Here is an 18,238-nt window from a genome sequence, read left to right as displayed (position 1 = left end):
AACCTCTTAACTTTTAACCTTCACCGTTCGCGGAATCGTTGTCAGCACCTTTAGGGGGTGCCTTGCGACCGCGAAAATCAATCAGGCTGTCGACAATGGCCAAAACCACGAGCAACGGATAAGTCAGCTGCATAAACAGCAGGAGTGTCACGTACATCCCGACCAACCAGAACTTGCCCAGTCGACCTTGCGCCACCAGCCCATGCATCAGGGCAAGCCCTGCGAACATCAGCGGTACGCTGCACAGCGGCGTCAACATCGCCAGTTCAGAACCGAAATTCGGCCCCACCAGCATGAGCACCACCAATACCAGCGTTGGCACCAGAGGAAGCCTGACCGCTTGAAACTCGCGACCAAAACCTCCCGGGTTATACAACACTGCCTGCCAGTAACGACCCAACATCAGGGCCAGCACACTGACGGCTTGCATCAATGCCGCTATCAGGCCAATGAGCACAGGTGCGATCAGGCTACCCAGGCGGGCCCGCTCTTCTACCGACAATTGTTGGTAGAGACCGTCGAGCATCTGCGGCAGGGCTTTTTCAAGCACGCCAGCCAGCGCTTCGATCGGTTCGCGGAACACCGAACCCAGAACAACCCCATACACCAGGCCCATCGCGATGCTGAACAACAGCACCCGGTTCCAGGACTGTCCGGCGCGCAACAGCGCAGCCAGACCCAGCGTACCCAGCAACACCATCAAGGTGCGCGGCTCGCCGAAGAACCACCACACCAACGCCGGCAATAATGCCCAGGCGAGGACTGCGGAGGCGTCCTTGAAACCGCGCCGCAGGAACACCAGGCTCCCAGCGGCGGCACTCAACCAGAACAACAGCGGCAACGCCGCACAACCCACCACCACCAGGGTGGCTTGCACGCGACCGCGCATGATGAAATCAGCTAAGGCACGCATGCATTCTATCCTTTGCTACCTGTCGACGACCCGGTCTCAGCGGCCGTGGCTGTCGGTGTAGGGCAGCAGGGCCAGGAAGCGGGCGCGCTTGATAGCGGTAGCCAGCTGACGCTGATAACGAGCTTTGGTACCGGTGATACGGCTTGGAACGATCTTGCCGGTTTCGGATACGTAAGCTTTCAGGGTGTTGAGATCTTTGTAATCGATCTCTTTCACGTCTTCAGCAGTGAAGCGGCAGAATTTACGACGACGGAAGAAACGTGCCATGTAATAGGCTCCTCAAAAGGTCCGTGGATTACTCGTCAGCGTTATCGCTGTTGTCGCTGTCATTGCTGTCATCGCCATCGGCGCTGTCAGAATGCTCAGGACGGTCGCGACGCTCACGGCGCTCACTGCGGTTTTCTTCAGCCTTGAGCATCTCGGATTGGCCGGTGACGGCTTCGTCGCGACGGATGACCAGGTTACGGATCACGGCATCGTTGTAGCGGAAGTTGTCTTCCAGCTCGGCCAGGGCCTTGCCAGTGCACTCAACGTTCAGCATCACGTAGTGAGCCTTGTGAACATTGTTGATTGCGTAGGCCAGTTGACGACGGCCCCAATCTTCCAGACGGTGGATCTTGCCGCCGTCTTCTTCGATCAGCTTGGTGTAACGCTCAACCATGCCGCCGACTTGCTCGCTCTGGTCAGGGTGGACCAGAAAGATGATTTCGTAATGACGCATGAATGCTCCTTACGGGTTGTAGTCTGCCACCAGGGTGGTCAGACAAGGAGTGAATGACACTGTATGTCTTGCCTTGGCTGAAGGCGCGTGAACGCCTGCCGACATGGCAAGGGGCGCAATTGTAGAGAAGCACCGAAGGACAAGCAAGGTCATTGGTGAAGATTTGAACAGTTGCAAGCCACAAGATCAGTGCACTTCCCAGGGAAACACCACACCTTGCGGCTTGCAGCCTGAAGCTGGTTATTACTTCTTGGCGTTACGCTGACGAACGGCTTCGAACAGGCACACGCCCGTCGCCACCGACACGTTCAGGCTGCTGACGCTGCCGGCCATTGGCAGCTTGACCAGGAAGTCGCAGTGCTCGCGGGTCAGACGACGCATGCCCTTGCCTTCGGCCCCCATGATCAGAATGGTCGGCCCGGTCAGGTCCTGCTGGTACAACTCCTGCTCGGCCTCACCGGCCGTACCGACGACCCACAGGCCACGCTGCTGGAGCTTCTCCAGTGTGCGCGCCAGGTTGGTCACGGCCACCAGCGGGATTACCTCGGCGGCGCCGCAGGCCACTTTACGCACAGCCGGCGTCAAGGTTGCCGACTTGTCCTTGGGCACAACGACCGCCAGGGCACCGGCTGCATCTGCTGTACGCAGGCAAGCACCGAGGTTGTGCGGATCGGTGACGCCGTCGAGCACCAGGATCAACGGGGCGCCCTCAGTGCGGTCGAGCAGCTCTTCGAGCATTGCCTCACCCCACACCTGGCTCGGACTGACCTCAGCGACGACACCCTGGTGCACGCCTTCGACCCAGGCGTCCATCTCACGGCGCTCGGCCTGGCCGACCGCAACGCGGTTCTGCCCGGCCAGGTCGACAATAACCTGGACACGCGGATCGCTACGGCCTTCCGACAGCCAGATCTGCTTGACCCGCTTGGGGTGATGACGCAAAAGGGCTTCTACGGCGTGAACGCCGTAGATTTTTTCCAACTGACTCATGACTTGGCCTTGGGTTTACGTGATCCAGAGCTCGCTTTTGGCGGCCCTTTACGATGCTTGCTCGGCTTTTCCGACGACTTGCCGGCCTTGGAGGACGACTTGCCACTGGAGCTTTTGGCACCGGACATCAGCGCCTTTTTCATTTCCCGGCTTTTGCGCACCTCGGCGTTTTTCGCCGCCGCATGCGAAGGGAAATAAGCTTCGGCAGTTTCGTTCTTCTTGCTCCGACGCGCAGGCTCGGCCTTCGGCATCTCAGCCTTGTCGAGCACTGGGACTGGCTTGCCGTCCTGCGGGCGCACACCTTCGGAGCGCTGCTTGCGACCAATCGGCGCTTTCAGGGTGTTCTCGGCCATCTCGAAGTCGATCTTGCGCTGTTCGAGATCGACACGCATGACCCGCACTTCGACCGTGTCACCCAGGCGGAAGCTGCGACCGGTGCGCTCACCGGCCAAGCGGTGGTGCACAGGATCAAAGTGGTAGTAGTCGCCCGGCAAGGCGCTGACATGCACCATGCCTTCGACGTAGATGTCGGTCAGCTCGACGAACAGACCAAAACCGGTCACGGCAGTGATCACCCCCGGGAAGCTTTCGCCGACGCGGTCTTTCATGTACTCGCACTTGAGCCAGTTGACTACGTCGCGGGTGGCCTCGTCGGCGCGCCGTTCGCTCATCGAGCACTGCTCGCCAAGCTGCTCCAGGGTCGGCTCGTCATACGGATAGATGCGCGCCTTGGGAATGCTCGGGGCGCCGGCACGCTTGACGTGCGGTGTATCCTGGCGCGAACGGATCACACTGCGAATAGCGCGGTGGGTCAACAAGTCCGGATAACGGCGGATCGGCGAGGTGAAGTGGGTGTATGCCTCGTAATTCAGGCCGAAGTGGCCGTTGTTGTCAGCGCTGTACACCGCCTGGCTCAAGGAGCGCAGCATCACGGTCTGGATCAGGTGGAAATCCGGGCGATCGGAAATCTGGGCCAGCAGGGCCTGGTAGTCCTTGGGCGACGGACCATCCTTGCCTTTGTGCAACGACAACCCCAGCTCACCAAGGAAAGCGCGCAGTTTTTCCAGGCGCTCCGGTGGCGGACCATCGTGAACTCGGTACAGCGCCGGGATTTCATGCTTCTTGAGGAACTCGGCAGTGGCAACGTTGGCTGCCAGCATGCACTCCTCGATCAGCTTGTGGGCATCATTGCGCACCGTCGGCCGAATTTCGGCGATCTTGCGCTCGGAACCGAAGATGATCCGGGTTTCCTGGGTTTCGAAGTCAATAGCGCCACGGGTGTGACGGGCCGCCAACAGAACTTTGTACAGGGCATACAGTTGTTTGAGGTCCGGGACCACTTCACTGTACTGCTCGCGCAGTGCCTTGCCCTCACGGGTACGCGCATGTTCGAGCATGCTGCTGACCTTGTTGTAGGTCAGGCGTGCGTGGGAGTGGATCACCGCCTCGTAGAACTGGTAATCAACCATTTGCCCGGACTTGTTGATGGTCATTTCACAGACCATCGCTAACCGGTCGACGTGCGGATTCAGCGAGCACAGACCGTTGGAGAGCTCCTCCGGCAGCATCGGAATCACGCGCTCTGGGAAGTACACTGAGTTGCCGCGGACCTGGGCTTCGTTATCCAGGGCCGAGCCCAGACGCACATAGCTGGAGACGTCGGCGATCGCCACGTACAGGCGCCAGCCACCGGAGAACAGGCGCAACTTGCCCAGGCTCTCGCAGTAGACCGCATCGTCAAAGTCGCGAGCATCTTCACCGTCGATGGTGACGAACGGCAGATGACGCAGGTCGATGCGATGCTCTTTGTCTTTTTCTTCGACTTCCGGCTTGAGCTTGCGCGCTTCCTTGATCACCGCCTCTGGCCAAACGTGCGGAATATCGTAGCTGCGCAGAGCAACGTCGATTTCCATGCCGGGCGCCATATAGTTACCGATCACTTCGGTAACATCGCCTTGAGGCTGGAAGCGCGGCGTCGGCCAATGGGTGATCTTCACTTCGACGAACTGACCGATCTTCGCACCACCGTTACGTCCCGGAGTAATCAGCACTTCCTGCTGAACCTTGGGGTTGTCCGGAGTAACGAAGCCGATACCGCCTTCTTCGAAATAACGACCGACGATGCTTTCGTGAGCACGGGAGATCACTTCGACCACTACGCCTTCACGGCGTCCTCGGCGGTCCACGCCGGAAACCCGGGCCAGGGCGCGGTCACCATCGAACACCAGGCGCATTTGCGCAGGGCTGAGGAACAGATCGTCGCTGCCATCATCCGGAATCAGGAAACCGAAGCCATCACGGTGGCCGGAAATGCGTCCGAGGATCAGGTCCAGCTTATCTACCGGGGCATAGGTGCCACGCCGGGTATAGATCAACTGACCGTCACGCTCCATTGCTCGCAGACGGCGGCGCAGGGCTTCGATCTGGTCTTCGGTGGTCAGGCCGAACTCTTCGACCAACTGCTCACGGGCAGCCGGCGAGCCACGCTCGTCCAGGCGCTGCAGGATCAGCTCACGGCTAGGAATAGGGTTTTCGTATTTTTCCGCTTCACGAGCGGCCTCGGGATCGAGGGACTGCCAATCGGCCATTAGGAGAGGTTCACCTTGTCTATATAAGGGTTAGTTTGGCATAGGCGTATTGAAACCGGAAATTTCAGGCTTGGACAGCCCTCACAGAGCCCCTGGATACTGCCAAAACCATCATAAGGAACAACAACTTGAATTTTTGTAGATTTTTTCTGAACGGGGCTTTACAGCTCTCAGGGGCATCCGTATAGTGCGCACCACAGCGACGGCCACCGTCGTTATAGTTGAGATGCTAGCTGATGTGAAGCATCATGCGACCTCAGCGAAATGCCCAGATGGTGAAATTGGTAGACACGCCAGCTTCAGGTGCTGGTGACCTTACGGTCGTGGAAGTTCGAGTCTTCTTCTGGGCACCAATTTCAAATCTTAGAACTGCACAGCGCTTCTGAGATTTACAGCAACAAGCTACACTGTTTTTGTTACAAGCTACACCGCTTCATTTTGCCCAGATGGTGAAATTGGTAGACACGCCAGCTTCAGGTGCTGGTGACCTTACGGTCGTGGAAGTTCGAGTCTTCTTCTGGGCACCAATTCAGATCAAACCCGCGAAAGCGGGTTTTTTCGTTTCTACCCCTGCCATTCCTTCCTTGCGCCCCGAAACGACCGATAGCCTGCTCATGAAATTCCCCTCATAGGGCCATTTGAGAAGCGATATCGATTATCATTGTTTCCAGATATGTAGCCGCAAGCGAGGAAGTACCCGCATGACGTTCCGCAATTCCCCCCTATTGCGCGGCCTGGCCGTTTCTGTTTTTGCCCTGTTGTTAGGCACCCCTGTCGCCATGGCTGCCGACCCCGTGTCGCTGACTCTGTACAACGGCCAGCACAAGGAAATCGGTGACGCTATCGCCAAAGCCTACGAGGCCAAGACCGGTATCCACATCAACATCCGCAAAGGCAGCAGCAACCAGCTGGCCAGCCAGATCATCGAAGAAGGTGATCGCTCACCCGCCGATGTTATCTACACCGAAGAATCACCGCCCCTGAACAACCTGGGCGAGCTGGGCCTGCTGGCCAAGATCGACGACTCGACCCTGCAGATGCTTCCCAAGGATTTCGTCGCCGCCAATGGCACCTGGATGGGTGTGACTGCACGCACCCGGGTAGTGGCGTTCAATCCAAAGGTAATCGACGAAAAAGAATTGCCACCTTCTGTGATGGACTTCGCCAACCCTGAATGGGACGGCAAGATTGGCTTCGTTCCGACCAGCGGTGCCTTCCAGGAACAAGCCGTCGCCATCCTCAAGCTGCACGGTCGCGATGCAGCCGAAGAATGGCTGACTGGCCTCAAGGCCTTCGGCAAGACTTACACCAACAATATGGTTGCTCTCAAAGCCGTGGAAAATGGCGAAGTCGCCGCGGTACTGGTGAACAACTACTACTGGTACGCCCTGAAAAAGGAACGCGGCCAGCTGGATTCGAAGCTGTATTACCTTGCCGATGGTGACGTCGGCGGCTTGATGACCATTTCCGGCGCTGCTGCCGTCAAAGCCAGCAAACACCCGAAGGAAGCCCAGGCGCTATTGGCCTGGATGGCCAGCGAAGAAGGCCAACGAGTCATCACCCAGACCACCGCCGAATATCCCTTGCACAAAGGCATGGTCTCGGATCAGGGTCTGAAGCCGTTCGAGGATCTGCGTCCGCCGAAAATCACCCCGGCCGACCTGGGCAATGCAGAAGAAGCCCTGGAACTTGAACGCGAAGTTGGCCTGCTCTGATGACCGTAGCCGTACCCATGCCGGCAGCGGCAAGCCGTTACATCCCTCGGCGCAAGCGACCTTCGATCTGGGTTGTGGTGCCGGTCCTGCTGTTGGTCGGCCTGAGTCTGCTGCCCTTGTTGTACGTAGGCCTAAAGGCCTGGGAAGCAGGCTGGCGAGAAGCTTTGCACCTGCTTTGGCGCCCCTTTGTCTGGGGTCTGATGCGCAATACGCTGATGTTGATGGCCGGCGTCACCCTGGTCTGCATGATACTCGGGGTGTCCCTCGCCTGGCTGCTGGAACGAAGCGACCTGCCAGGCAGACGACTGTGGGGCGTAATCTTGTGCCTGCCGTTCGCGGTACCCGCTTTCGTCAGCGGCTTTACCTGGGTGTCCTTGAGCCCACGCTTCGAAGGCCTGGGCGGGGCAATCCTGGTAATGAGCCTATCCAAATACCCGCTGGTATTCCTGCCCGTTGCTGCGACGCTGCGCAATCTCGATACTTCGTTGGAGGAGTCGGCACGAACACTTGGGCAAAACCGATGGGGCGTGTTTTTCAAGATCACCCTACCGCTGCTGTGGCCCTCGATTCTGGGTGGCAGCCTGCTGATCGCCCTGCATATGCTGGTGGAGTTCGGCGCCCTGTCGATCCTCGGCCTACAGACGTTCACCACGGCGATCTACCAGCAATTCGAGCTGGAATTCAGCAACGCCAATGCAGCGATGCTCTCGGCAGTGTTGTTGTTCATGTGCCTGTTGCTGCTGTGGTTCGAACTGCGCGTACGTGGCAAGGCGCGCCATGTCCGCATTGGTCAAGGCGTAGCACGTCGCGGCGCACCTGTTCGCCTTCGCGCCTGGATGCCGGCAGGTCAGCTGTACTGCCTGATCCTGGCTTTGCTCGGCAGTGGCATTCCGCTGGGCATGCTTGGCTACTGGCTGAGCGTCGGCTCCTCCGCCGCCTTCCCGGTTGCCGATATCAGCCGCGCGCTGGCGTCATCGCTGTCGCTGTCGTTGGGAGGCGCCGGCCTGAGCCTGCTCCTGGCATTGCCGATAAGCTTTCTGGTGGTGCGATACAAGGGCCGCCTGGCAATCTGGGCCGAGCGCCTGCCGTACTTGCTGCACGCCCTGCCCGGCCTGGTAATAGCCCTGACCCTGGTGTACTTCGCCCTGCACTACGTGCCGGTGCTGTACCAGACCACCGGGCTGTTGCTGCTGGCTTACGCCCTGCTGTTCTTGCCCCTGGCCCAGGCACCGGTGCGCACGGCCCTGAACAAGGCGGCTCCACAACTGGAAGAAGCGGCGCGCACCCTGGGCGCGAGCCAATTCAGCGCGTTCTGCCGGGTTACTTTGCCAATTATCTTCCCGGCGCTCGCCGCCGCATTTGCCCTGGTATTTCTCGATGCCATGAAAGAACTGACGGCGACGCTACTGCTTAGCCCCACAGGCATGACCACCTTGGCGACCGAAGTGTGGGCACATACCGCCAACGTCGAATTCGCAGCAGCGGCTCCTTATGCAGCACTGCTGATTCTAGTGTCGGGGCTGCCGGTGTATCTGCTGACGACGCGGATGTATCTGAACCGCGCTTGAGGCTATGGAACGCTACGCGGGGCAAGCCCGCTCCTACCAGGTGTGCGTACAACCCTGCAGGAGCGAGCGTGCCCCGCGATCGTTTCAGGCCCGGAACTGGCCCAGGCTGGCTTTGAGCTGAGCCGCCAGGTCATCGAGCACTTTGCTGCTGGCAGTGGTTTGCATCACTACCTCTGCTGCCCGCTCGGCCTGGGCATGAATGGTCTGCACCCGCCCACGTACCGCCTGAGCACCGTGTGCCTGCTGTTCAGCCGCTCGGGTGGCCAGGCCAATTGCTGCATGCACCTGCTCGACCGAGACCTGAACCGATTGCTGCAGGCGCGCGCTGTCACGCAACACCAGCAAGCCCTCGCTGGCCTGGCGTCCCGCCTGGCTGATCGCCGCAACTGCTTCCTTGGCACCTTGCTGCAGTGCACCGATGTGAGCCTGAATGTCACCCGTCGAGCTCTGTGTTTTGCTCGCCAGCGCCCTGACCTCATCGGCGACCACGGCAAAACCACGACCCGTTTCTCCCGCCCGTGCCGCCTCGATAGCAGCGTTGAGCGCCAACAAGTTGGTCTGCTCGGCAATGCCGTGAATGACTGTGAGCACCACTTCAATCTGTTCACTTTGTTGAGCCAATCGCTCAATGACTTCTGAACCGGTTTGCACCTGCCCCGCCAACGCTTCGATCAGCTTGGCAACCTGCGTCGAGGTACGGCTGTTTTCATCCGTGGCCTGGCGAATATCCACCACTTGTTGCAAGGCAGACTGCATGGCGTGGCTTTCTGCCTGGGCTTCATCAGCCATGGTCGACAGATCGCGCAAGCTAGCCGCCACGGCATCACGCTGTAGCTCGGCAGCAGCATCGGCACCGGCATTGCGCTGGGCCATGACACCTATTTCAACGCCTGTGCGCTGAGCCACCTCACCTGCCTCCCGCACGATCGGCTGCAGCTTGTCGACGAACTGGTTGACTGCAGCCGCCATGTCGCCAATCTCGTCGCGACTGTCGATGCTCACGCGCTTGGTCAAGTCGCCCTCCCCGGCGGCCAAGTCGTTCAAGGCTGCGATAAGCAGGCGCAGCTTGTTGACCACCCGCCGCCCCAACACCACCGCCACCACCAGCAGCACACCAAGCCCAACCAGGGCCAGGCCCAGACCGATATTCCAGCGCAAGGTTGCCGCCGCGTCCTGGACGCTTTGCGAGGTATTGGCCTGCATGGCTGCGGCACTTGCCTGGGCAGCTTCCAGGCGTGCGCGCAAGGCTTTATTACTGTCCGCGGCAGCACCTACCAGGCTATCGCCCACCAACTGGTCACCGCTGGCAATCAGCGCTGAGAAGCGCTTATCGAGGGCAACCAGCTCGGCGTCCACTGCTGCGGTGGAAACCCCCATCAATACCTTGCCGATCTCCACGCCATTGGGATTGATCGACGCCTCGACGAAATACACCGACGGATCATTGCGCGCAGCATCCAGGACCTTGTCCAGCGCTCGTTCACCCTGACCCTTTTCCAATAATGCCTGGTTGATCGGGTTCTGCCGGTTCAAATAGCGAGTCAGGTGCTGACCCTGAACATCGTCATAGACCACGAACAACACATTGGGATTGCGCTGAGCGCGCCGGGAAAACTCGGACAAGGTGGGCAAGTCGTTATCCCACATTGCCCTTGGCGCAACCGAGGCCAGTAGCTCGGCCATGTCGTTGGCGGAGTCCTTGAGGTTTTTCTCCAAGGTCGCCCGTAACTGCGCCTGCTCACCCTGCAGGCGCGTCGACAAACCCGCAGTCAGTCGCTGACGCGTGCTCGCGGAGAGGCTATCGAGCCCGGAGCTGACCTCCTGCCCCGCCTGCTCAAGCTCGGCAGACAATTTCTGGCTATCGACACCCAATCGTTTGCCCAGATCCGCCTCCAGCGCAGTGACTGTGCTCCGGGTCAGCGCGACCGCAACCAGCACCTGCACCAAAAGAGCGATACCGAGGGCAACAAAGACAGGCCGCAACAGGCGACTTCGTAACAGTGAGAGAACGGCAGACACGTAAGAACCCTCTACTACTGGGGCCATTAAAATGATGGCAACCCTGAAGCGATTCTTACAGCAAAGGTTGTGCCGAACAGCGGACAGAAACGACAAAGGCCCCTAAAAAGGGGCCTTTGTTTTTACACCAGACGTTTATCAGGCAAACGGATGACGCAGCACGATGGTCTCGTTGCGATCCGGGCCAGTGGAGATGATATCGATCGGCGCACCGACCAACTCTTCCACGCGCTTGATGTAGGCACGGGCGTTAGCCGGCAGCTCTTCCAGGGTTTTGGCACCCAGGGTCGACTCGCTCCAGCCCGGCATTTCTTCGTACACAGGCTCCAGGCCGATGTAGCTGTCAGCGTCGGTTGGCGCATCGATAACGGCACCGTTCTCGTTCTTGTAACCAACGCAGATACGGATGGTTTCGAGGCCATCGAGTACGTCCAGCTTGGTCAGGCACAGGCCCGAGATACTGTTGACGTCGATGGCACGACGCAGGATAACGGCGTCGAACCAGCCGCAACGACGGGCACGGCCAGTGGTTGCACCGAACTCATGACCACGCTTGGCCAGGAACGCACCGACGTCATCGAACAGTTCGGTCGGGAACGGACCCGAGCCAACACGGGTGGTGTAAGCCTTGGTGATACCGAGGATGTAGTCGATGTACATCGGGCCAACACCCGAACCGGTAGCGATACCGCCGGCAGTGGTGTTGGAGCTGGTGACGAACGGGTAGGTACCGTGGTCGATATCCAGCAGCGAACCCTGGGCACCTTCGAACATGATGTCCTTTTCGGCGCGACGCAGGTTGTGCAGCTCAGCAGTGACGTCGAGCATCAACGGCTTGAGCAGCTCAGCGTACTCCATGCACTCGTCCAGCGTTTTCTGGAAGTCGATGGCTGGCTCTTTGTAGTAGTTGACCAGCACAAAGTTGTGATAGTCCAGCAGCTCGCCGAGCTTGGCAGCGAAACGCTCACGATGGAACAGATCACCGATACGCAGGCCGCGACGCGCTACCTTGTCTTCGTAGGCTGGGCCGATACCACGACCGGTGGTACCGATCTTCTGCTCGCCACGGGCTTTTTCACGCGCCTGGTCCAGCGCTACGTGGTAAGACAGGATCAGCGGGCAGGATGGGCTGATACGCAGGCGCTCGCGCACCGGTACGCCTTTCTCTTCCAGCTTGTTGATCTCACGCAGCAATGCGTCTGGTGCAACCACCACGCCGTTGCCGATCAGGCATTGCACGCCTTCGCGCAGCACGCCGGACGGAATCAGGTGGAGGACGGTTTTTTCACCGTCGATCACCAGCGTGTGGCCAGCGTTGTGGCCACCTTGGTAGCGCACTACGGCGGCAGCATGTTCGGTCAGCAGATCAACGATCTTGCCTTTGCCCTCATCACCCCACTGGGTGCCCAGGACTACGACATTCTTACCCATAACACTTGTCCTCATTCGCGCAAACTTGGCGCCGGCTCGTGCCGGCGGGGAATCTCAAATGGCTAACGGCAGTACCTGCCAAAGCCCGTTTTGCTGAATCAATTGCCGATCGCAATCCGCCTCGACGGCGGCAGTCAAAGGCTGCCCAGGCAAGGCCTGAACCACCCGCTGACCTTCACTGCGCAATTGGCAGACCAACTGCCAGAGTGCTGCATCGCTGCTGTCGGGCATCCAGATCCCGCCAGAAGGCAACACAACCTCGGCCCGCCCCAGTGTGACCAGGGTCTTCAAATCCGTGGAGAAACCGGTGGCAGGGCGAGCCCGGCCAAAGTCTGCTCCGATGTCGTCGTAACGACCGCCCTGGGCGATCGACTGACCGACACCCGGGACAAAAGCGGCAAACACCACACCTGTGTGGTAGTGGTAGCCACGCAACTCACCCAGGTCGAAATACAGCGGCAAATCTGGATAACGCGCAGCCAGGCGCTCGGCGATGGCCAACAAGTCATCGAGTGCAGCCAGAACCGCTGCAGGTGCGCGCCCAAGGCGTACACGCGCCTCGGTAAGCACTTCGCGACCACCACATAACTCGGTAAGCGAGCGCAGCATGTTGGCGAGGTCCGCAGGCAGGTTGGCGGTAAGCGTGACAACTTCATCGACAGCCTTGCGCTGCAGGGCATCGAACAACTGCTGCTCTACCGCACCGGACAAACCGGCGGCGCGCGCCAAGCCGCGATAGATACCCACGTGACCGAGGTCCATGTGCACATCAGCAACGTCGGCCAGTTGCAGCATGGCCAACATCAGGCTGATGACTTCAACGTCGCTGACCGGGCTTGCATCACCATACAGCTCGGCACCGAGCTGGATCGGGCTACGCGAGTTGGACAGCGCCCTTGGTTGGGCATGCAGCACGCTGCCGGCATAGCACAGACGGCTCGGTCCTTCACGACGCAAGGTGTGCGCATCGATACGCGCCACCTGTGGTGTGATGTCGGCACGAAAGCCCATCTGCCGACCCGACTGCGGGTCGATAACCTTGAATGTCCGCAGATCCAGGTCCTGGCCGGCACCGGTGAGCAGCGATTCCAGGTACTCGATATGCGGGGTCACGACGAACTCGTAACCCCAGCTCTGGAACAGATCCAACACCTGGCGACGCGCGATTTCAATACGCGTCGCCTCAGGTGGCAGTACTTCTTCGATGCCATCTGGCAGCAGCCAGCGGTCTACCGTTGCCATTACGCCATTTCCCCTTTGGTCCGGGCGGCCTGCCCGCGGGCTAGCCTTGAGTGAAGCAGGTGTCGCCAAACAATGACGCGCAGCACTGATTCCAGCGCAACCGCCGTGTCGACACCCTCAAATACCTTGGGTTGCGCTGTAGATCGGAGATGCCTTGCGGCCGTTCGATCTTGCAGACGCAAAAAAGCCGGGAATTTCCCGGCTGCCGCATCATACACCCGTTTTCTCACAGGAACACCCCGCCAGGCGTTTTAGCCGCCCGGCGGGGTGAAAACTTACGGCTTGGCTTTGTCCATGAAGCGGAAGAACTCGTTGCTCGGATCGAGCACCAGTACATCGCTTTTGTTGGCAAAGCTTTCGCGGTACGCCTTGAGACTACGGTAGAAAGCGTAGAAGTCCTGGTCCTGACCATAAGCCTTGGCGTAGATCGCCGCCGCCTGAGCATCACCATCACCACGGGCTTCTTCCGATTCCCGATAGGCTTCAGCCAGCAGTACACGGCGCTGACGGTCAGCGTCGGCACGAATACCTTCGGCCAACTCGTTACCCTTGGCGCGGTGCTCGCGGGCTTCACGCTCACGCTCGGTGCTCATACGTTCGAACACACTGCGGTTCACTTCTTTAGGCAGGTCGATGGCCTTGACGCGAACGTCGACCACTTCAATGCCCAGCTCCTTGCTGGCCATGCGGTTCAGCGATGCAGTGATGTCAGCCATCAATGCGTCACGCTCACCGGAAACCACTTCGTGCAGGGTGCGCTTACCAAACTGGTCACGCAGGCCGCTTTCCAGACGGCGCGACAGACGCTCATCGGCGATCTGCTTGAGGCCCGAAGTTGCCGTGTAGAAACGCTCGGCATCCTTGACTCGCCACTTGGCGTAGGCATCAACCATCACCGCTTTCTTTTCCAGGGTCAGGAAGCGCTGGGTTGGGGCATCCAGCGTCATCAGGCGGGCGTCGAACTTGCGCACCTGGTTGACGTAAGGCACCTTCACATGCAGGCCCGGCTGGACATCTGCCTGAACCACTCGACCAAATTGCAGCAGTACCGCACGCTCGGTCTGGGACACGATGTAGAAGCTGTTCCAGGCCACGATTGCCAGCACCACGCCAACGATCAGGGCGATCAGCGATTTATTGCTCATCAGCGACTCTCCCTAGAACGCAACTGTGTTTGCTGCTGTTGCAGCTCCGCCGCCGCGCGATTGGCCGCGTCGTTTACCGAAGCCGGGACGCTGACTGGAGCACTGCTGGTACGGCTGCCTTCAACCATCTTGTCCAACGGCAGGTAGAGCAGATTGCTCTGGCCATCCTTGCCGGAAACCAGGACCTTGCTGGTGTTGCTGTAGACTTCCTGCATGGTGTCCAGGTACAGGCGCTGACGGGTTACCTCAGGAGCCTTGCGGTACTCGGCGACCAGTTTGGTAAAGCGATCGGCCTCACCCTTGGCACGCGAAACGACTTCGTCACGATAACCGTTGGCGTCTTCGATGATCCGCTGGGCCTGACCACGCGCTTCCGGCACAACGCCGTTGGCATAGGATTCAGCCTGGTTGCGGGCACGCTGCTCGTCTTCACGGGCACGAATCACGTCGTCGAAGGCTTCCTGCACTTCACGCGGGGCTGCCGCGCTCTGCACGTTCACCTGGGTGACAGTGATACCGGTGCGGTAGGTATCGAGGAAACGTTGCAGACGCTCCTTGATGTCTACAGCCATTTGCTCACGACCTTCGGTCAGCACCTTGTCCATTGCGGTGGAACCCACCACATGGCGCAGGGCACTGTCGGTCGCGTGCTGCAGGCTGACTTCAGGCTGATCGACGTTCAGCACGAAATCCTGCAGGTTGGTGATCTTGTACTGCACGGTCAGCGGCACTTCGACGATGTTCTCGTCTTCAGTGAGCATCTGCCCCTGCTTGGTATAGGCACGCTCACGCGTGACGTTTTCCATGTACTTGCGATCGATCGGCGGGAAGTAGATGTTCAGGCCCGGCCCTACGGTTTCGTAGTATTTGCCGAAGCGCAGCACGACTGCTTGCTCCTGTTCGTCGACCACATACACGGCGCTGTACAGCCAGATAGCCGCCAGCACAGCCAGCCCGATGCCGAGCAGGCCGAAGCCACCGCCCTTGCCGATGCCGCTGTCTCCACCGCGTTTCTTGCCACTGCCGAACATCCCATTGAGGCTGTCCTGCAGTTTGCGGAAGGCCTCGTCGAGATCCGGCGGTCCTTTTTTGTCGCCGCCGCCACCGCGGCGCCCGCCCCAAGGATCCTGATTGTTCGAGTTGCCACCCGGCTCATTCCAAGCCATAGCGCTCTCCATCTGATAAAGCAAAGACGCACCCACGGCGCGCCGTCCAATGCTACAGAATGCCTGTCACGGCTGCCCGGCCGCGTCGCCGGGCTTTTATTGCAAAGTGTGTTGCTCAATAAAGTCTGCCGGCTCCAGGCCTTCACGGCTGATCAGGCGATTGAACTCGACCCGAGACACCCTTACGGCCAGAAGACTGCTGCCTTCATCGTCATGCTCTTCGCCCTGCACCGCACCCAACTCAAAGAACTTCGCGCGCAACCGCGCAAAACGCTGTTCCAGGCGCAAGGTTCCGATAAACAGGTCATCCCCCAGCAACTCGGCGACTGCCTGCCCCACCAGTTCCAGGCCGCGTCCATCCTGCGCAGAAACCCAGACTCGCTGCGGCTTGCCATCGGCATCGCGCTGAATCTGCGGCTCGACGCCCTCAAGCAGGTCGAGTTTGTTATAGACCTCGAGGATCGGCAAGCCTTCTGCACCAATCTCCCCCAGAACCGCCATGACCTGCTCGATCTGTTCCATGCGATCAGGTTCATGAGCGTCAATCACGTGCAGCAGCAGATCAGAGTTGCTCGACTCTTCGAGCGTAGCCCGAAAAGCCTCGACCAGCTTGTGCGGCAGGTGCCTGATAAAGCCCACTGTATCGGCCAGCACGATCGGACCTACGTCATCGAGCTCAAGGCGACGCAACGTGGGGTCGAGGGTGGCGAACAACTGGTCGGCGGCATAGACCTCGGATTGAGTCAGGGCGTTGAACAGGGTCGATTTGCCGGCGTTGGTATAACCAACCAGCGAGACTGACGGGATATCCGCCCGCTTGCGTCCCCGGCGAGCCTGCTCGCGCTGGCTGCGCACCTTCTCTAGACGCCCTTTGATCTGACGCAGGCGCACCCGCAACAGACGACGGTCGGTTTCCAGCTGGGTTTCGCCTGGACCACGCAGACCGATACCACCTTTTTGCCGCTCAAGGTGCGTCCAGCCGCGAACCAGCCGCGTGCTCATGTGTTCAAGCTGGGCCAATTCGACCTGGAGCTTACCTTCATGGGTACGCGCCCGCTGGGCAAAGATGTCGAGAATCAGACTGGTGCGATCAAGCACGCGACACTCGAAAGCGCGTTCGAGGTTACGTTCCTGACTGGGAGTGAGGGTGTGATTGAAAATCACCAAATCTACCTGCTCGGCTTTGACCAGGTCGCGCAACTCGTCGACCTTGCCGCTGCCAATCAGGTATTTGGCGGTGGGCTGATGTCGCGCCACATTGGCGAACGCGACTATATCGGCCCCAGCCGACAACGCCAGTTCCCGAAACTCCTGCGGGTCTTCGCGCGCCTCAGGGTTCTGACCTTCCAAGTGAACGAGGACCGCTCGTTCACCACCACCGTGGCGCTCAAAGAACAAAGCAGACTCCTATCAGGCGTTACCTGGCTCAGAGTCGCCATGCTCGGATTCGGTTGCGCTTGGCAGACGAATCGGACGCACAGGAACTACTGTCGAGATAGCGTGTTTGTAAACCATCTGGCTGACGGTGTTTTTCAGCAGGATCACGAATTGGTCGAAGGATTCAATTGTGCCTTGCAGCTTGATGCCGTTAACCAAATAGATCGAAACCCCAACTTTTTCTTTTCTCAAAGTATTCAAGTAAGGGTCTTGTAGCGAATGCCCTTTTGACATATGCCGCACTCCTGTAAGGATCAATAGTAAAAAAATCAAAGAAAAACTGATGGCTCAAGCCGCCCCACCCCCAAGGATAGACGGCAATTGCAAGGACTCAGCTCAATATGGAGACCGACCCCAGGTATTTCAAGGTACGAGGCAGATTGTCGCAAGCCAGGCTGTCCAACCAATGCAGGTCAGCCCAACTACGCAACCAGGTGAACTGCCGCTTCGCCAATTGGCGAGTAGCAATTACGCCGCGCTCCTGCATTTCAACTGATGTTAACTTGCCATCAAGATGATCCCAGACCTGGCGATAACCAACCGCCCGTATAGACGGTAGTCCCGCATGCAAGTCACTTCTGGCTCGCAGCAATCGGACCTCGTCAACGAAGCCCTGTTCCAGCATTTGCCCAAATCGTAGCGCAATCCGCTCGTGCAACACGTGACGATCGGCAGGCGCAATAGCCAGGCTGGCGACAGTATAGGGCAAATGACCCGCCGCCGAAGGGCCTGCGGCGCTACTTTCCGCGGATTGACGTTGACGATGTTGTGTCATTGTCATGCCGCTGACCCGATAAACCTCGAGCGCCCGAATCAGGCGCTGGGGATCGTTGGGGTGAATTCGCGCCGCCGATTCCGGATCAACCGCCGCCAACTGCTGATGCAGCCCTTGCAATCCAAGGCGCACGGCCTCTTCTTCAAGTTCAGCGCGGACCTGCTGGTCGGCGGCGGGCATATCAGCCAACCCTTCCAGCAAGGCTTTGTAGTAGAGCATGGTGCCGCCGACCAACAGCGGTATTTTGCCGCGCGCAGTGATGTCGGCCATGGCCTCCAGCGCGTCACGGCGAAAATCGGCAGCCGAATAGCTTTCAGCCGGATCAAGAATGTCGATCAGTCGATGGGGGTGCGCCGCCAACACTTCCCGGGAAGGTTTGGCAGTACCAATATCCATGCCTCGATAAACCAGTGCCGAGTCGACGCTGATCAGCTCGCAGGGCAGCACTTTGGTAAGTTCGATGGCCAGGTCGGTCTTGCCCGCCGCGGTCGGGCCCATGAGGAATATCGCGGGAGGTTTGCTACTCAT

15 protein-coding genes and 2 tRNA genes are annotated in these 18,238 nt (G+C 59.3%); 4 read left to right on the top strand and 13 right to left on the bottom strand.

From position 1 onward, the window contains the following. Positions 1-13: 13 nt before the first annotated feature. From V0R60_RS15800 to rnr, 5 genes are all read right to left on the bottom strand, one after another. Positions 14-913, bottom strand: a complete 900-nt coding sequence (locus tag V0R60_RS15800) for a hypothetical protein (RefSeq protein ID WP_136478397.1) — start codon at positions 911-913, stop codon at positions 14-16. 36 nt (positions 914-949) lie between these two features. Next, on the bottom strand, positions 950-1,180 hold the full coding sequence (rpsR, locus tag V0R60_RS15795) for a 30S ribosomal protein S18 (protein ID WP_009403887.1): 231 nt from the start codon (positions 1,178-1,180) through the stop codon (positions 950-952). 28 nt (positions 1,181-1,208) lie between these two features. Continuing rightward, positions 1,209-1,634: a 30S ribosomal protein S6 gene (rpsF, locus tag V0R60_RS15790; RefSeq protein ID WP_136478398.1), complete on the bottom strand. Its 426-nt coding sequence runs from the start codon at positions 1,632-1,634 to the stop codon at positions 1,209-1,211. 243 nt (positions 1,635-1,877) lie between these two features. Continuing rightward, the gene (gene rlmB, locus V0R60_RS15785) at positions 1,878-2,624 is read right to left on the bottom strand and encodes a 23S rRNA (guanosine(2251)-2'-O)-methyltransferase RlmB (RefSeq protein ID WP_136478399.1); all 747 of its coding nucleotides are present in this window, start codon (positions 2,622-2,624) and stop codon (positions 1,878-1,880) included. Further along, a complete protein-coding gene (rnr, locus tag V0R60_RS15780) occupies positions 2,621-5,212 on the bottom strand; it encodes a ribonuclease R (protein ID WP_136478400.1) in 2,592 nt (863 codons plus the stop codon). Before rnr ends, rlmB begins: the two co-directional genes overlap by 4 nt. A 266-nt stretch (positions 5,213-5,478) precedes the next feature. Between rnr and V0R60_RS15775 the strand changes: the two genes are divergently transcribed. The 4 genes from V0R60_RS15775 (at position 5,479) to V0R60_RS15760 (ending at position 8,495) form a co-directional block, all read left to right on the top strand. Then, positions 5,479-5,565: transfer RNA gene (locus V0R60_RS15775), tRNA-Leu, on the top strand. An 87-nt stretch (positions 5,566-5,652) separates the two neighbouring features. Then, positions 5,653-5,739: transfer RNA gene (locus tag V0R60_RS15770), tRNA-Leu, on the top strand. Positions 5,740-5,913: 174 nt separating this feature from the next. Further along, the gene (locus tag V0R60_RS15765; RefSeq protein ID WP_330080364.1) at positions 5,914-6,927 is read left to right on the top strand and encodes an extracellular solute-binding protein; all 1,014 of its coding nucleotides are present in this window, start codon (positions 5,914-5,916) and stop codon (positions 6,925-6,927) included. Beyond that, positions 6,927-8,495, top strand: coding sequence for an ABC transporter permease (locus V0R60_RS15760; RefSeq protein ID WP_330080365.1), 1,569 nt, complete (start codon positions 6,927-6,929; stop codon positions 8,493-8,495). Before V0R60_RS15765 ends, V0R60_RS15760 begins: the two co-directional genes overlap by 1 nt. An 84-nt stretch (positions 8,496-8,579) precedes the next feature. Here the strand turns inward: V0R60_RS15760 and V0R60_RS15755 are convergent, their stop codons facing one another. The 8 genes from V0R60_RS15755 to miaA all read right to left on the bottom strand — a co-directional run bounded on the left by V0R60_RS15755 (position 8,580) and on the right by miaA (position 18,238). Then, complete coding sequence (locus V0R60_RS15755; protein ID WP_330080366.1) at positions 8,580-10,514, bottom strand: methyl-accepting chemotaxis protein; 1,935 nt, start codon at positions 10,512-10,514, stop codon at positions 8,580-8,582. 138 nt (positions 10,515-10,652) lie between these two features. After that, positions 10,653-11,945, bottom strand: a complete 1,293-nt coding sequence (locus tag V0R60_RS15750; RefSeq protein ID WP_136478404.1) for an adenylosuccinate synthase — start codon at positions 11,943-11,945, stop codon at positions 10,653-10,655. A gap of 54 nt (positions 11,946-11,999) precedes the next feature. Then, a complete protein-coding gene (locus V0R60_RS15745) occupies positions 12,000-13,187 on the bottom strand; it encodes an ATP phosphoribosyltransferase regulatory subunit (RefSeq protein WP_330080367.1) in 1,188 nt (395 codons plus the stop codon). Between the two features lie 275 nt (positions 13,188-13,462). Continuing rightward, the gene (gene hflC, locus V0R60_RS15740) at positions 13,463-14,332 is read right to left on the bottom strand and encodes a protease modulator HflC (RefSeq protein WP_136478406.1); all 870 of its coding nucleotides are present in this window, start codon (positions 14,330-14,332) and stop codon (positions 13,463-13,465) included. Continuing rightward, a complete protein-coding gene (gene hflK / locus V0R60_RS15735) occupies positions 14,332-15,498 on the bottom strand; it encodes an FtsH protease activity modulator HflK (RefSeq protein WP_136478407.1) in 1,167 nt (388 codons plus the stop codon). The genes hflC and hflK overlap by 1 nt, the downstream gene beginning before the upstream one ends. A gap of 96 nt (positions 15,499-15,594) precedes the next feature. Beyond that, on the bottom strand, positions 15,595-16,896 hold the full coding sequence (gene hflX / locus V0R60_RS15730; protein ID WP_136478408.1) for a ribosome rescue GTPase HflX: 1,302 nt from the start codon (positions 16,894-16,896) through the stop codon (positions 15,595-15,597). 12 nt (positions 16,897-16,908) lie between these two features. Next, complete coding sequence (gene hfq, locus V0R60_RS15725; protein ID WP_136478409.1) at positions 16,909-17,169, bottom strand: RNA chaperone Hfq; 261 nt, start codon at positions 17,167-17,169, stop codon at positions 16,909-16,911. Between the two features lie 97 nt (positions 17,170-17,266). Beyond that, positions 17,267-18,238: a tRNA (adenosine(37)-N6)-dimethylallyltransferase MiaA gene (miaA, locus tag V0R60_RS15720; RefSeq protein ID WP_136478410.1), complete on the bottom strand. Its 972-nt coding sequence runs from the start codon at positions 18,236-18,238 to the stop codon at positions 17,267-17,269.

It is taken from the genome of Pseudomonas auratipiscis, assembly GCF_036324085.1.
Lineage (GTDB): Bacteria > Pseudomonadota > Gammaproteobacteria > Pseudomonadales > Pseudomonadaceae > Aquipseudomonas > Aquipseudomonas auratipiscis.
Note: the sequence above shows the minus strand (reverse complement) of the source record. Positions and strands in the feature narration are given on the sequence as shown.

Coding starts and splice junctions, on each gene's coding strand:
- V0R60_RS15800 (WP_136478397.1), bottom strand. CDS start 913: ATGCGTGCCTTAGCTGATTTCATCATGCGCGGTCGCGTGCAAGCCACC.
- rpsR (WP_009403887.1), bottom strand. CDS start 1,180: ATGGCACGTTTCTTCCGTCGTCGTAAATTCTGCCGCTTCACTGCTGAA.
- rpsF (WP_136478398.1), bottom strand. CDS start 1,634: ATGCGTCATTACGAAATCATCTTTCTGGTCCACCCTGACCAGAGCGAG.
- rlmB (WP_136478399.1), bottom strand. CDS start 2,624: ATGAGTCAGTTGGAAAAAATCTACGGCGTTCACGCCGTAGAAGCCCTT.
- rnr (WP_136478400.1), bottom strand. CDS start 5,212: ATGGCCGATTGGCAGTCCCTCGATCCCGAGGCCGCTCGTGAAGCGGAA.
- V0R60_RS15765 (WP_330080364.1), top strand. CDS start 5,914: ATGACGTTCCGCAATTCCCCCCTATTGCGCGGCCTGGCCGTTTCTGTT.
- V0R60_RS15760 (WP_330080365.1), top strand. CDS start 6,927: ATGACCGTAGCCGTACCCATGCCGGCAGCGGCAAGCCGTTACATCCCT.
- V0R60_RS15750 (WP_136478404.1), bottom strand. CDS start 11,945: ATGGGTAAGAATGTCGTAGTCCTGGGCACCCAGTGGGGTGATGAGGGC.
- V0R60_RS15745 (WP_330080367.1), bottom strand. CDS start 13,187: ATGGCAACGGTAGACCGCTGGCTGCTGCCAGATGGCATCGAAGAAGTA.
- hflC (WP_136478406.1), bottom strand. CDS start 14,332: ATGAGCAATAAATCGCTGATCGCCCTGATCGTTGGCGTGGTGCTGGCA.
- hflK (WP_136478407.1), bottom strand. CDS start 15,498: ATGGCTTGGAATGAGCCGGGTGGCAACTCGAACAATCAGGATCCTTGG.
- hfq (WP_136478409.1), bottom strand. CDS start 17,169: ATGTCAAAAGGGCATTCGCTACAAGACCCTTACTTGAATACTTTGAGA.
- miaA (WP_136478410.1), bottom strand. CDS start 18,238: ATGAGTAGCAAACCTCCCGCGATATTCCTCATGGGCCCGACCGCGGCG.